Raw genomic sequence first — 13,027 nt, 5'->3', positions numbered from 1 at the left:
AGGTGCAATTAGGGCTTAGACAATATGGACGTAATACGTTTTCTGATTGATTTCATCCTGCATATTGATGTTCACCTGGCGGAGCTGGTCGCGCAGTACGGCGTCTGGGTTTACGCCATTCTGTTCCTCATTCTGTTCTGTGAAACCGGCCTTGTGGTTACGCCGTTCCTGCCTGGAGATTCACTGCTGTTCGTGGCGGGCGCGTTATCCGCACTGCCAACGAATGACCTGAATGTCCATCTGATGGTCGTCCTGATGATCATCGCCGCGATTGTTGGTGATGCGGTCAACTACACCATCGGGCGGGTGTTTGGCGAGCGGTTGTTCAGTAATCCGGACTCGAAGATTTTCCGCCGCAGTTATTTAGATAAGACCCATGCGTTCTATGAGCGCCATGGCGGTAAGACCATTATCCTTGCCCGTTTTGTGCCTATTGTGCGTACATTTGCACCGTTTGTGGCGGGAATGGGTCACATGTCCTATCGTCATTTTGCCATGTACAACGTGGTGGGCGCGCTGCTGTGGGTGCTGCTGTTCACCTATGCAGGCTACCTGTTTGGCGATCTGCCGGTGGTTCAGGAAAACCTTAAGTTACTGATTGTAGCGATTATTGTGCTTTCCGTACTGCCTGGCGTCATCGAAATTATCCGTCACAAACGCGCGGCGGCAAAGCAAGCGAAGTAAATGCACGCTGGCGGTTCGACCACTTTTTTATCCAAAGTTTCGGGCTGTTATGTTTTAATGTGCAACATTCATGGTCTGTTGGAGGCAAAAATGGCATTATTCGCCTCTTACAGCAAAACTGGCATACGACCAGGTTCAGGCAGAAAGGTTATCAATGAGCTGGATTGAACGAATTAAAAGCAACATTACCCCAACGCGTAAAGCGAGCATTCCTGAAGGGGTATGGACGAAGTGTGATAGCTGCGGCCAGGTTCTGTATCGCGCAGAGCTGGAACGCAATCTTGAGGTGTGTCCGAAGTGTGACCACCATATGCGTATGTCGGCGCGCAACCGCCTGCATAGCCTGCTGGACGAAGGTTCTCTGGTAGAACTGGGCAGCGAACTGGAGCCAAAAGATGTGCTCAAGTTCCGCGACTCCAAAAAATACAAAGATCGTCTGGCCTCTGCGCAGAAAGAGACCGGCGAGAAAGACGCGCTAATCGTCATGAAAGGCACCCTGCATGAAATGCCGGTGGTTGCCGCCGCGTTTGAGTTCTCCTTTATGGGCGGCTCAATGGGCTCCGTGGTCGGCGCGCGTTTCGTGCGTGCCGTTGAGCAGGCGCTGGAAGACAACTGCCCGCTGATCTGCTTCTCCGCCTCCGGTGGCGCACGTATGCAGGAAGCGCTGATGTCCCTGATGCAGATGGCGAAAACCTCTGCGGCGCTGGCGAAAATGCAGGAGCGCGGTCTGCCGTACATTTCGGTACTGACCGACCCAACCATGGGCGGCGTTTCTGCAAGCTTCGCCATGCTGGGCGACCTGAACATCGCGGAGCCAAAAGCGCTGATCGGCTTTGCCGGTCCTCGCGTTATCGAGCAGACCGTACGTGAGAAACTGCCGCCGGGCTTCCAGCGCAGTGAGTTCCTCATTGAGAAAGGCGCTATCGATATGATCGTCCGCCGTCCGGAAATGCGCCTGAAACTGGCCAGCATTCTGGCGAAGCTGATGAATCTGCCAGCGCCTAACCCGGACGAGCCGCGCGAAGGCGTGGTGGTACCGGATCAGGAACCCGAGGCCTGATAACTGAAAAGGGCAGGGCCGAATGGCGCTGCCCTTTTGCTTTCTAAACCGTTAATGACAACCGGGCATCATGGAAAATAAAAGCATTCCTCAAGCCACGTCGCCCCTGGCCGCGTGGCTTTCTTATCTGGAAAACCTGCACAGTAAAACTATCGACATGGGCCTTGAGCGCGTAAGCCAGGTTGCCGCGCGTCTTGACGTGCTGAAACCCGCGCCTTTCGTGTTTACCGTCGCCGGCACTAACGGTAAAGGCACCACCTGCCGCACGCTGGAATCTGTCCTGATGGCGGCGGGGTACAAAGTTGGCGTTTACAGCTCGCCGCATCTGGTGCGCTATACCGAGCGCGTGCGGGTGCAAAACACCGAGCTGGCGGAATCGGCCCATACGGCGTCGTTTGCCGCTATCGAAGCGGCGCGCGGCGAAACCTCATTAACCTATTTCGAATATGGCACCCTGTCGGCGCTGTGGCTGTTTAAGCAGGCGCAGCTGGACGTGGTGATCCTGGAAGTGGGGCTGGGCGGGCGTCTGGATGCCACCAATATGGTGGATGCGGATGTCGCCGTCGTCACCAGCATCGCGCTGGATCACACCGACTGGCTGGGCCCGGACCGCGAGAGCATTGGCCGTGAGAAGGCCGGTATTTTCCGGGCCAATAAGCCTGCCGTGGTAGGCGAACCGGACATGCCACATACCATCGCTGAGGTAGCGAAAGAGAAGGGCGCTCGTCTGCTGCGTCGCGGCGTGGACTGGCAGTATGAGGTGCAGGACAACGGCTGGCGCTTCAGCGATGCGCAGGGCGTGCTGGAGAGTCTGCCCCTGCCGCAGGTGCCACAGCCTAACGCGGCGACTGCGCTGGCAGCCCTGCGCGCCAGCGGATTAGCGGTAAGCGAGCAGGCAATCCGCGATGGCATTCAGAACGCACTGTTACCAGGACGTTTTCAGATTGTGAGTGAGTCACCGCGTCTGATTCTGGATGTTGCACATAACCCGCATGCGGCGGCGTACCTCGCAGGACGTCTTAAATCGTTACCAAAAACCGGGCGCGTGCTGGCGGTTATCGGTATGCTTCATGATAAAGATATCGGCGGCACGCTGGCCTGCATGGAGAGTGTGGTCGATAGCTGGTATTGTGCTCCTCTGGAAGGGCCGCGCGGCGCGACTGCTGAGCAGTTGATGGAACATCTCGGCAAAGGCGAAATCTACAGCAGTGTGGTTTCGGCCTGGCGTGCCGCGATGGCGGAGGCTAAACCAGAAGATACCGTGCTGGTGTGTGGGTCATTCCACACGGTGGCACATGTCATGGAAGTGATGGACGCGGGGAGAACCGGTGGCGAGTAAGTTTCAGAACCGTTTAACAGGAACCATTGTGCTGGTCGCGCTCGGGGTGATTATTCTCCCGGGATTGCTCGACGGGCAGAAAAAGCATTACCAGGATGAATTTGCGGCCATTCCGCTGGTACCCAAACCGGGCGATCGCGACGAGCCCGATATGCTGCCAGCGGCAACGCAGGCGCTGCCTGCCCAGCCGCCAGAAGGCGCAGCGGAAGAGGTGCGCGCAGGTGATGCAGCCGCGCCGTCGCTCGATCCCTCGCGCCTGGCGACGAACAATAACATCGAGATTGATCCGGTGCCGGTAGAACAGCCTAAGCCTGTTGAGAAGCCGAAACCGGTGGAGAAGCCGCAGCCGAAACCGCAGCGGGATAAAGCGGCCGAGCAACTGGCAGCCGCTTCAGAAACGCCACCGCAGGCAAAACAGGACGCGGCCCCTACCGGCAAAGCCTATGTCGTTCAGCTCGGTGCGTTGAAAAATGCAGATAAGGTCAATGAGATCGTGAGTAAACTGCGCGGCGCGGGATACCGTGTTTATACTTCACCCACCACGCCGGTACAGGGTAAAATTACGCGTATCCTCGTGGGGCCGGATGCGTCGAAAGATAAGCTCAAAGGTTCGCTTGGCGAGCTGAAGCAAATCTCCGGCCTGAGCGGTGTGGTGATGAACTACAGCGCCAACTGATAGAAATTATCCCCTCACCCTGGCCCTCTCCCCAAAGGGGCGAGGGGTCGGTTTACTCCCTCTCCCTTGAGGGAGAGGGCCGAGGTGAGGGGGAGGCAGACGTTCACAGAAACGTCAAAGGTGCGGGGCGTTGAGCGTTTTTTCAGCGCCTTTTTTATTTACGCGTGGGAAGGAAATCCCTACGCAAACGTTTTCTTTTTCTGTTAGAATTCGCCCCGAACTGGATGACAGGGCGTTAAATCGTGGGACACATATGGTCTGGATTGATTACGCCATCATTGCGGTGATTGGTTTTTCCTGTCTGGTTAGCCTGATCCGTGGCTTTGTTCGTGAAGCGTTATCGCTGGTAACCTGGGGTTGTGCTTTCTTTGTTGCCAGTCATTACTACACTTACCTGTCTGTCTGGTTCACGGGCTTTGAAGATGAACTGGTCCGAAACGGAATCGCCATCGCGGTGCTGTTTATCGCGACGCTGATTGTCGGCGCTATCGTCAATTACGTGATAGGTCAGCTGGTCGAGAAAACCGGTCTGTCAGGAACGGACAGGGTGCTCGGCATCTGTTTCGGCGCGTTGCGAGGCGTGCTCATTGTGGCCGCGATCCTGTTCTTCCTGGATACCTTTACCGGGTTCTCCAAAAGTGAAGACTGGCAAAAATCGCAGCTCATTCCGGAGTTCAGCTTCATCATCAGATGGTTCTTTGACTATCTGCAAAGCTCGTCGAGTTTCTTGCCCAGGGCATAAACCCTGAGATGTGGCTTAACGAGGAAAAGACGAATGTGCGGTATTGTCGGTATCGCCGGTTTCATGCCGGTAAACCAGTCGATTTATGACGCGTTAACGGTGCTTCAGCACCGTGGGCAGGATGCTGCGGGTATCATCACCATTGATGCAAACAACTGCTTCCGTTTACGCAAGGCGAACGGCCTGGTAAACGATGTATTTGAAGCCCGCCATATGCAGCGTCTGCAAGGTAATATGGGGATCGGTCACGTTCGTTATCCTACTGCTGGCAGTTCCAGCGCCTCTGAGGCTCAGCCTTTTTACGTTAACTCCCCGTATGGCATCACGCTTGCCCACAATGGCAATCTGACCAATGCCCACGAGCTGCGTAAAAAGCTGTTTGAAGAGAAACGTCGCCACATTAACACCACCTCTGATTCTGAAATCCTGCTCAATATCTTTGCCAGCGAGCTGGATAACTTCCGCCATTATCCGCTGGAAGCAGACAACATTTTTGCTGCCGTTGCCGCGACTAATCGCCAGATCCGTGGCGCGTATGCTTGCGTGGCGATGATCATCGGTCATGGCATGGTAGCCTTCCGCGATCCAAACGGCATTCGCCCGCTGGTGCTCGGCAAACGTGATCTCGGCGATGGCCGTTCCGAGTACATGGTTGCCTCCGAAAGCGTGGCGCTGGATACTCTGGGCTTCGAATTCCTGCGTGATGTCGCGCCAGGCGAAGCGGTCTACATCACTGAGAAGGGCCAGCTGTTTACCCGTCAGTGCGCCGACAATCCGGTGAGCAACCCGTGCCTGTTCGAATACGTTTACTTCGCGCGTCCGGACTCGTTCATCGACAAGATTTCCGTTTACAGCGCGCGCGTCAATATGGGGACGAAGCTGGGCGAGAAGATTGCCCGCGAGTGGGACGATCTCGACATCGACGTCGTCATCCCAATCCCTGAAACCTCCTGTGATATCGCGCTGGAGATTGCCCGTATTCTGGACAAGCCGTACCGTCAGGGCTTCGTGAAAAACCGCTACGTGGGCCGCACCTTTATCATGCCGGGCCAGCAGCTGCGTCGTAAGTCAGTACGTCGTAAGCTGAACGCTAACCGCGCCGAGTTCCGCGACAAGAACGTGCTGCTGGTGGACGACTCTATTGTGCGCGGCACGACGTCTGAGCAGATCATCGAGATGGCGCGTGAGGCCGGGGCGAAGAAAGTGTATCTTGCCTCCGCAGCGCCGGAAATTCGTTTCCCGAACGTGTATGGCATTGATATGCCAACCGCTAACGAGCTGATTGCTCACGGTCGTGAAGTAGACGAAATCCGGCAGATCATCGGTGCCGACGGTCTGATTTTCCAGGATCTGAACGATCTGATCGACGCGGTGCGCGCCGAGAACCCGGATATTCAGCAGTTCGAATGCTCGGTATTCAATGGGATCTACGTGACGAAAGACGTTGACCAGCAGTATCTCGACTATCTGGATTCTCTGCGTAACGACGATGCGAAAGCCGTCCAGCTGCAAAACGATCTCGAAAGCTTAGAGATGCACAACGAAGGTTGATGCGTATGCAGGTGAGGGCGCTCGCCCTCACTTGCAACTCCCCGTAAAATCCTGCACAGTCTGCCCTGAAATCAGCAAGGGCGAAAATCATGAAACGACTCATTGTAGGGATCAGCGGTGCCAGCGGCGCGATTTATGGCGTCCGGTTGTTACAGGTGCTGCGTGACGTTGCAGGCGTAGAAACCCATCTGGTGATGAGCCAGGCGGCGCGTCAGACCCTCTCTCTTGAAACCGATCTCTCTCTGCGCGACGTTCAGGCCCTGTCTGACGTTGTCCACGATGCCCGCGATATCGCCGCCAGCATCTCTTCGGGCTCGTTTAAAACGGCCGGCATGGTTATTTTGCCCTGTTCGATTAAAACCCTTTCCGGCATTGTAAACAGCTATACCGACACGCTGGTGACGCGTGCAGCGGATGTGGTGCTGAAAGAGCGTCGTCCTCTGGTGCTCTGCGTGCGGGAAACGCCGCTGCACCTGGGACATCTGCGTTTAATGACGCAGGCAGCCGAACTGGGGGCCGTGATTATGCCGCCGGTCCCCGCGTTCTATCATCGTCCGCAAACGCTGGATGATGTCATCAACCAGACCGTTAACCGCGTGCTGGATCAGTTCGATATCGACCTGCCGGAAGATCTCTTTACCCGCTGGCAGGGGGCGTGAATCTGTGCACAAACAAGGTGCATGAAAAGACAATTTGCCCTGTTTCAGGGCAAAACTGCAACCGCGATCATATCCTCGACATTTAATTCGCTTTTTCCTTTTTTCTCTTTCCGGTTCGTTCGGCAGACCTGCTATCTTTCACCATTAAGGCAGTATCGCAACGTTTTATTAACATATTTAACGTCGTAGTTCTATCCCGACGACAATGTGGCATAAGACCTGCAAGAGCAGCCTGCAACACAACACACAACATAAACCATAATAAAATCACGGTTCTTGAGGGTAAATGTATGAAGAAGACGGTTCTGGCTCTGTCTTTGCTCGTGGGCTTGAGTGCGGCAGCAAGTAGCTATGCAGCGCTTCCACAGACAGTTCGTATCGGTACAGACGCAACCTACGCGCCATTCTCCTCCAAGGATGCGAAAGGCGACTTCGTGGGGTTTGATATCGATCTGGGAAATGAGATGTGCAAACGCATGGAAGTGAAATGCACATGGGTGGGCAGTGACTTTGACGCGCTGATCCCGTCGCTGAAAGCCAAGAAAATTGATGCCATTATCTCTTCTCTCTCCATCACGGAAAAACGTCAGCAGGAGATTGCCTTCTCTGAGAAGCTCTACGCTGCCGACTCACGTCTGATTGCCGCGAAAGGCTCGCCAATCCAGCCGACCATCGACTCGCTGAAAGGCAAACATGTTGGCGTGCTTCAGGGCTCGACCCAGGAAGGTTACGCCAATGCTAACTGGCGCGAGAAGGGCGTCGATGTGGTGGCTTACCAGAACCAGGATCTGATCTACTCTGACCTGGCGGCAGGCCGTCTGGATGCGGCGTTTCAGGATGAAGTCGCCGCGAGCGAAGGCTTCCTGAAACAGCCTGCGGGTAAAGAGTACTCCTTTGCCGGCCCGTCGGTAAAAGACAAAAAATACTTTGGCGACGGTACCGGTATTGGCCTGCGTAAGGATGATACCGAGCTGAAAGCCGCCTTCGACAAAGCGTTTAATGAGCTGCGTAAAGACGGTACCTACGACAAACTGGCGAAGAAATACTTCGATTTCAACGTCTACGGTGATTAATTCCTGAATGAGATGCACTGAAGTGGTGCATCTCTGCGGGGTTGCGTTCCAGTATGGTGCAACGCATGCACCATGCTGGATCGCTGTATGCATAGTTAAGCATTTATAATGCAAAAATTCCCGTTCAAAGGCATTAATCTTTGCCTGAATGAGGGGATTAATGGCACATTAACAACACCCCGTCGTCGTAAAAATCTCGTATTAAGACAGTTTGTTGAGGACAGATATGAAAAAACTGGTGTTGTCACTTTCTCTGGTACTGGCTTTTTCCAGCGCCACCGCGGCATTCGCAGCAATTCCGCAGAAAATTCGTATTGGAACTGACCCAACCTATGCACCTTTCGAATCGAAGAATGCGAAGGGGGAACTGGTCGGTTTTGACATCGATCTGGCTAACGAGCTTTGCAAACGCATTAAAGCGCAATGTACCTACGTTGAAAACCCGCTGGATGCGCTGATCCCGTCTCTGAAAGCGAAGAAAATTGACGTGATCATGTCCTCCCTGTCCATCACAGAAAAACGTCAGCAGGAGATTGCCTTCACGGACAAACTCTACGCGGCGGACTCACGTCTGGTGGTGGCGAAATCCTCTGACATTCAGCCAACCCTTGAATTTCTGAAAGGCAAACGCGTGGGCGTGTTGCAGGGTACTACGCAGGAAACCTACGGCAACGAGCACTGGGCACCAAAGGGGATTGAAATTGTCTCTTACCAGGGCCAGGAAAACATCTACGCAGACCTGACGGCAGGCCGCATTGATGCAGCATTCCAGGATGAAGTAGCGGCAAGCGAAGGCTTCCTGAAACAGCCTGTGGGTAAAGATTACAAGTTCGGCGGTCCGTCCATTAAGGACGAAAAACTCTTTGGCGTTGGCACCGGTATGGGCCTGCGTAAAGAAGACAACGAACTGCGTGAAGCCCTGAACAAAGCGTTCGCCGAGATGCGCGCGGACGGCACCTATGAAAAGCTGGCGAAAAAGTACTTCGATTTTAATGTTTACGGCGGCTAATCGCCCCGTCTGATAACGTGCGGCCCCTCCCGTTCCGGGAGGGGAAAAGACACGGTTCCACCACTCACGAGACGACAGGGCACGCGGTATGCTGTACGGATTTTCTGGCGTTATTTTACAGGGCGCGCTTGTCACCCTTGAGCTGGCTATCAGCTCCGTGGTGCTGGCGGTGCTGATAGGCCTGGCGGGCGCGGGGGCAAAATTATCCGCCAACAGACCGCTGGCGCTGATATTTGAAGGCTATACCACGCTGATTCGCGGCGTGCCTGACCTGGTGCTGATGCTGCTGATCTTTTACGGCCTGCAAATCGCACTTAACGGCGTGACGGATGCCATCGGCATGGAGCAGATCGATATCGACCCGATGGTGGCCGGTATTATTACCCTTGGTTTTATCTACGGTGCCTATTTCACTGAGACTTTCCGCGGCGCTTACATGGCCGTGCCGAAAGGGCATATTGAAGCGGCGACCGCCTACGGTTTTACCTCCTCACAAACGTTTCGCCGGATCATGTTCCCGGCCATGATGCGCTACGCGCTGCCGGGCATCGGGAACAACTGGCAGGTTATTCTCAAGGCAACGGCGCTGGTCTCCCTGCTGGGTCTGGAAGATGTGGTGAAGGCCACGCAGCTGGCAGGTAAAAGCACCTGGGAACCGTTCTATTTTGCGGTGGTTTGCGGCGTAATCTATCTGGTCTTTACGACCGTCTCCAATGGTGTGCTGCTTCTGCTCGAACGTCGCTACTCCGTGGGTGTGAAGAGGGCTGACCTGTGATTGAGATTATTCAGGAGTACTGGAAATCCCTGCTTTGGACAGATGGCTACCGCTTTACTGGCGTGGCGATCACGCTGTGGCTGCTGATCTCCTCGGTGGTAATGGGCGGCATTCTGGCGGTGTTTCTCGCCATTGGCCGCGTGTCGAACAATAAATTTATTCAGTTCCCTATCTGGCTGTTCACCTACGTGTTTCGCGGTACGCCGCTGTACGTACAGCTGCTGGTGTTCTATTCCGGGATGTACACGCTGGAGATCGTGAAAGGCACCGAGATGCTGAACGCGTTCTTCCGCAGCGGTCTGAACTGTACGGTGCTGGCACTGACCCTCAATACCTGCGCCTATACCACCGAGATCTTCGCCGGGGCCATCCGTTCTGTGCCGCACGGTGAGATCGAGGCGGCGCGCGCGTACGGCTTCTCGTCCGTGAAGCTCTACCGTTGTATTATTCTGCCTTCGGCGCTGCGTATTGCGCTGCCGGCGTACAGCAACGAAGTGATTTTAATGCTGCATTCGACGGCACTGGCGTTTACCGCCACGGTACCGGATCTGTTAAAGATTGCCCGCGATATTAACTCTGCCACCTACCAGCCGTTTACGGCGTTTGGCATTGCGGCAGTGCTCTATTTGATCATTTCTTACGTCCTGATCAGCCTGTTCCGTAAGGCTGAAAAACGCTGGTTGCAGCATATAAAACCGTCGACGCACTGAGAATTTATGATGGCTGAGAACAAATTAAACGTAATTGATTTGCACAAGCGCTACGGCGAACATGAAGTGCTGAAAGGGGTGTCGCTGGAGGCTAACGCGGGCGACGTGATCAGTATTATCGGCTCATCAGGTTCGGGTAAAAGTACCTTCCTGCGCTGCATCAACTTCCTCGAAAAGCCGAGCGAAGGGTCGATTGTGGTGAGCGGACAGAACATCAACATGGTCCGTGATAAAGACGGCCAGCTTAAAGTGGCGGATAAAAACCAGCTGCGCCTGCTGCGTACACGCCTGACGATGGTGTTCCAGCACTTCAACCTCTGGAGCCACATGACGGTGCTGGAGAACGTGATGGAAGCGCCGGTTCAGGTGCTCGGCTTAAGCAAGCAGGAAGCCCGCGAGCGTGCGGTCAAATACCTGGCGAAAGTGGGTATCGACGAGCGGCAGCAGATCAAATATCCGGTGCACCTGTCAGGGGGACAGCAGCAGCGTGTTTCCATCGCCCGTGCGCTGGCGATGGAGCCGGAAGTGTTGCTGTTTGACGAACCGACTTCCGCGCTGGATCCTGAACTCGTTGGCGAAGTGCTGCGCATCATGCAGAAGCTGGCGGAAGAGGGCAAAACGATGGTGGTGGTGACGCACGAGATGGGCTTCGCCCGTAACGTTTCTAACCACGTTATCTTCCTGCATCAGGGCAAGATAGAAGAGCAGGGGCATCCGGACGAGGTGCTGGCGAACCCGCAAAGTCCGCGTTTGCAGCAGTTCCTGAAAGGCTCGTTGAAGTAGGTTTGGCCTTTCTCCCTCTCCCTGTGGGAGAGGGCCGGGGAGAGGGCATCAGGCCGCAGAGCCGCCCAATTGCCCGGTGGCGCTTCGCTTACCGGGCCTACAAAAACCGTAGGCCGGGCAAACGCAGTGCCGCCCGGCATTCAACACTCGAGCCGATACACCCAGTCGTCATACCGTACGCCGTTAATCTCGTACGCCTTCTCCAGCACCTGCGTGCGCACAAAACCCGCTTTCTCAAGGACTCGCACCGACCCGACGTTATCCGCCAGCACGTACGCGTTTATCGCCTTCACGCCCGTCTGGTTAAATGCATACTCACACACCGCGCGCAGCGCTTCGCTGGCAATGCCTTTTCCCTGCGCGGCAGGCACAACCGTGTAGCCAATATCCGCCTCTTCACGGTTCGCCGCACTGATTTGCAGGCCGATATCCCCGAGCGGCTTAACGTCGTTGTGCAGACGGATTACAAAGACATGCTCCGCCATCAGGCGTGCGGCAAATACGCGGCGCGTCTCTTTTTCCGGTGTAATAGCGGCCATATAGCGCATGATGGCGGGGTCTTCGCGCAGAGAGCGGAAGAATGCCCAGTCAGAAGGTTCGAAAGGGGTGAGGTTAAGCCGGGTTGTGGTGATGGTTGCCATAGTTACGCCATATCATCCAGACATGGCGTATAACTCTAACATATTCACTGCACCACATCCCCCAGCGCCTCTTCCAGGTCATACCAGCGGAACGTAAACCCGGCCGCTTCCAGCCGTTTTGGCAGCGCGCGTTGCCCGCCCAGTACCAGCACCGAAGACTCACCCATCAGCAGACGAATCGCCGTCGCAGGCACGCGCAGCACCGCCGGGCGATGCAGGGCATGACCCAGGGCATGAGCAAATTGTTCATTACGTACCGGATACGGAGACACCATGTTAAACGGCCCGCGCAGGTCGTTATCCAGCAGCCAGAGAATACCGTTGACCATATCGTCGATATGGATCCACGCCAGATACTGACGACCGTTTCCGATGGGCCCGCCAAGCCCCATTTTAAACGGCGGCAACATTTTACCGAGAATACCGCCTTTCGGAGCAAGCACCACGCCGGTGCGCAGCAGGCAGACGCGGGTGTTATCGCTCTGCGCCCCGCAGGCGATACGCTCCCATTGGGCGCAGAGTTTATGGGTAAACTCGTTGTGCGGCGGCTCTTCTTCGGTCACCACCACTTCACCAAGATCGCCATAGTAGCCTGTAGCAGAGCCTGAAATCAGCACCGAGGGCGGCGTCTCGCTGTTGCGAATCAGCTCAGCCAGCCTTTCGGTCATATTCCAGCGACTGCTGCATAAACGCTGTTTTTGCTCTTCGGTCCAGCGTTTATCGGCGATTGGTTCGCCTGCAAGGTTGATGACGGCGTCAAAGCCGTTCAGATCCTGCCTTTCCGCCAGGCCTTTCCAGATCTCAACGCCGGTGCCCAGCACCTGGCGCGCTTTCTCCGGGCTGCGCGTGACCACGGTAATGTCGTGATGCAACGCCTGTAAACGTGGAATGAGATGGCGACCAATCAGGCCCGTACCGCCGGTGAGCAGGATCTTCATACAACCTCCAGGTTTACGCCTGGCGCTGCCAGCTTAACGTCATGGAGACGGAGTCGGCGTAGCGCAGGGCGTGAAGTTTATCGATCTCCACTTCAGCATAAGTGACCCAGTGGTGTTCGCGTGCGATGTCGAGCACATCCTGAGTTAATTTTTCCAGTAGCGCAAAACGGTTGTTCTCTACGTACTGGATGATGCTTTTGGTGATCGTGCGATAGTTCAACGCGTCATTGATGTCTTCGCTGGCGCGCGCCTTGTCTGCCGGGTAGTGGATCACCACATTCACCACGATATCCTGGCGATTCGCGATCTCCTCCTCTTTGATACCAATGAACGTGCGTAAGCGTAAGTTTTTTATACGAATAATAGCGTCATGCTGGGACATTGCAG

15 protein-coding genes are annotated in these 13,027 nt (G+C 55.3%); 12 read left to right on the top strand and 3 right to left on the bottom strand.

Annotated elements, in window-relative coordinates; genetic code table 11:
• The first annotated feature begins 24 nt into the window (after positions 1 to 24).
• From BFV63_RS15345 to hisP, 12 genes are all read left to right on the top strand, one after another.
• Positions 25 to 684 (top strand): DedA family protein, encoded by a 660-nt coding sequence (locus BFV63_RS15345; RefSeq protein ID WP_003861406.1) that lies wholly within the window; start codon positions 25 to 27, stop codon positions 682 to 684.
• A 154-nt stretch (positions 685 to 838) separates the two neighbouring features.
• Positions 839 to 1,744, top strand: a complete 906-nt coding sequence (accD, locus tag BFV63_RS15340; RefSeq protein WP_003861408.1) for an acetyl-CoA carboxylase, carboxyltransferase subunit beta — start codon at positions 839 to 841, stop codon at positions 1,742 to 1,744.
• Positions 1,745 to 1,814: 70 nt separating this feature from the next.
• Positions 1,815 to 3,083, top strand: a complete 1,269-nt coding sequence (folC, locus tag BFV63_RS15335) for a bifunctional tetrahydrofolate synthase/dihydrofolate synthase (protein WP_017692992.1) — start codon at positions 1,815 to 1,817, stop codon at positions 3,081 to 3,083.
• Positions 3,073 to 3,759 (top strand): cell division protein DedD, encoded by a 687-nt coding sequence (gene dedD / locus BFV63_RS15330; protein WP_003861412.1) that lies wholly within the window; start codon positions 3,073 to 3,075, stop codon positions 3,757 to 3,759. The genes folC and dedD overlap by 11 nt, the downstream gene beginning before the upstream one ends.
• Before the next feature lie 253 nt (positions 3,760 to 4,012).
• A complete protein-coding gene (gene cvpA / locus BFV63_RS15325; RefSeq protein ID WP_000262116.1) occupies positions 4,013 to 4,501 on the top strand; it encodes a colicin V production protein in 489 nt (162 codons plus the stop codon).
• A 33-nt stretch (positions 4,502 to 4,534) separates the two neighbouring features.
• A complete protein-coding gene (gene purF, locus BFV63_RS15320; RefSeq protein WP_008502595.1) occupies positions 4,535 to 6,052 on the top strand; it encodes an amidophosphoribosyltransferase in 1,518 nt (505 codons plus the stop codon).
• An 89-nt stretch (positions 6,053 to 6,141) separates the two neighbouring features.
• Positions 6,142 to 6,711, top strand: a complete 570-nt coding sequence (locus BFV63_RS15315; RefSeq protein WP_023314587.1) for a UbiX family flavin prenyltransferase — start codon at positions 6,142 to 6,144, stop codon at positions 6,709 to 6,711.
• 290 nt (positions 6,712 to 7,001) lie between these two features.
• The gene (gene argT / locus BFV63_RS15310; protein ID WP_048240432.1) at positions 7,002 to 7,784 is read left to right on the top strand and encodes a lysine/arginine/ornithine ABC transporter substrate-binding protein ArgT; all 783 of its coding nucleotides are present in this window, start codon (positions 7,002 to 7,004) and stop codon (positions 7,782 to 7,784) included.
• Between the two features lie 226 nt (positions 7,785 to 8,010).
• On the top strand, positions 8,011 to 8,793 hold the full coding sequence (gene hisJ, locus BFV63_RS15305; RefSeq protein ID WP_063155741.1) for a histidine ABC transporter substrate-binding protein HisJ: 783 nt from the start codon (positions 8,011 to 8,013) through the stop codon (positions 8,791 to 8,793).
• 88 nt (positions 8,794 to 8,881) lie between these two features.
• Entirely contained in the window at positions 8,882 to 9,568 is a 687-nt protein-coding gene (locus BFV63_RS15300) for a histidine ABC transporter permease HisQ (protein ID WP_015572256.1), read from the top strand.
• Entirely contained in the window at positions 9,565 to 10,278 is a 714-nt protein-coding gene (locus BFV63_RS15295) for an ABC transporter permease (RefSeq protein WP_003861424.1), read from the top strand. The genes BFV63_RS15300 and BFV63_RS15295 overlap by 4 nt, the downstream gene beginning before the upstream one ends.
• A 9-nt stretch (positions 10,279 to 10,287) precedes the next feature.
• Positions 10,288 to 11,061: a histidine ABC transporter ATP-binding protein HisP gene (gene hisP / locus BFV63_RS15290; RefSeq protein WP_003861426.1), complete on the top strand. Its 774-nt coding sequence runs from the start codon at positions 10,288 to 10,290 to the stop codon at positions 11,059 to 11,061.
• 140 nt (positions 11,062 to 11,201) lie between these two features.
• Here hisP and BFV63_RS15285 read toward each other — a convergent pair whose 3' ends face one another.
• The 3 genes from BFV63_RS15285 to folX are packed head-to-tail and all read right to left on the bottom strand — an operon-like array spanning position 11,202 to position 13,022.
• Positions 11,202 to 11,702 (bottom strand): GNAT family N-acetyltransferase, encoded by a 501-nt coding sequence (locus BFV63_RS15285; protein ID WP_022651543.1) that lies wholly within the window; start codon positions 11,700 to 11,702, stop codon positions 11,202 to 11,204.
• Positions 11,703 to 11,746: 44 nt separating this feature from the next.
• Complete coding sequence (locus BFV63_RS15280; RefSeq protein WP_048240434.1) at positions 11,747 to 12,640, bottom strand: TIGR01777 family oxidoreductase; 894 nt, start codon at positions 12,638 to 12,640, stop codon at positions 11,747 to 11,749.
• A gap of 13 nt (positions 12,641 to 12,653) precedes the next feature.
• A complete protein-coding gene (gene folX / locus BFV63_RS15275; protein WP_003861432.1) occupies positions 12,654 to 13,022 on the bottom strand; it encodes a dihydroneopterin triphosphate 2'-epimerase in 369 nt (122 codons plus the stop codon).
• Positions 13,023 to 13,027: the final 5 nt, after the last annotated feature.

Origin of the sequence: Enterobacter hormaechei subsp. xiangfangensis, from assembly GCF_001729785.1 — a bacterium.
Classification (GTDB): Bacteria; Pseudomonadota; Gammaproteobacteria; order Enterobacterales; family Enterobacteriaceae; genus Enterobacter; species Enterobacter hormaechei_C.
The sequence above is the reverse complement of the archived record's forward strand: the minus strand, read 5'-3'. Positions and strand labels throughout refer to the sequence as shown.

Coding starts and splice junctions, on each gene's coding strand:
- BFV63_RS15345 (WP_003861406.1), top strand. CDS start 25: ATGGACGTAATACGTTTTCTGATTGATTTCATCCTGCATATTGATGTT.
- accD (WP_003861408.1), top strand. CDS start 839: ATGAGCTGGATTGAACGAATTAAAAGCAACATTACCCCAACGCGTAAA.
- folC (WP_017692992.1), top strand. CDS start 1,815: ATGGAAAATAAAAGCATTCCTCAAGCCACGTCGCCCCTGGCCGCGTGG.
- cvpA (WP_000262116.1), top strand. CDS start 4,013: ATGGTCTGGATTGATTACGCCATCATTGCGGTGATTGGTTTTTCCTGT.
- purF (WP_008502595.1), top strand. CDS start 4,535: ATGTGCGGTATTGTCGGTATCGCCGGTTTCATGCCGGTAAACCAGTCG.
- BFV63_RS15315 (WP_023314587.1), top strand. CDS start 6,142: ATGAAACGACTCATTGTAGGGATCAGCGGTGCCAGCGGCGCGATTTAT.
- argT (WP_048240432.1), top strand. CDS start 7,002: ATGAAGAAGACGGTTCTGGCTCTGTCTTTGCTCGTGGGCTTGAGTGCG.
- hisJ (WP_063155741.1), top strand. CDS start 8,011: ATGAAAAAACTGGTGTTGTCACTTTCTCTGGTACTGGCTTTTTCCAGC.
- BFV63_RS15300 (WP_015572256.1), top strand. CDS start 8,882: ATGCTGTACGGATTTTCTGGCGTTATTTTACAGGGCGCGCTTGTCACC.
- hisP (WP_003861426.1), top strand. CDS start 10,288: ATGGCTGAGAACAAATTAAACGTAATTGATTTGCACAAGCGCTACGGC.
- BFV63_RS15285 (WP_022651543.1), bottom strand. CDS start 11,702: ATGGCAACCATCACCACAACCCGGCTTAACCTCACCCCTTTCGAACCT.
- BFV63_RS15280 (WP_048240434.1), bottom strand. CDS start 12,640: ATGAAGATCCTGCTCACCGGCGGTACGGGCCTGATTGGTCGCCATCTC.
- folX (WP_003861432.1), bottom strand. CDS start 13,022: ATGTCCCAGCATGACGCTATTATTCGTATAAAAAACTTACGCTTACGC.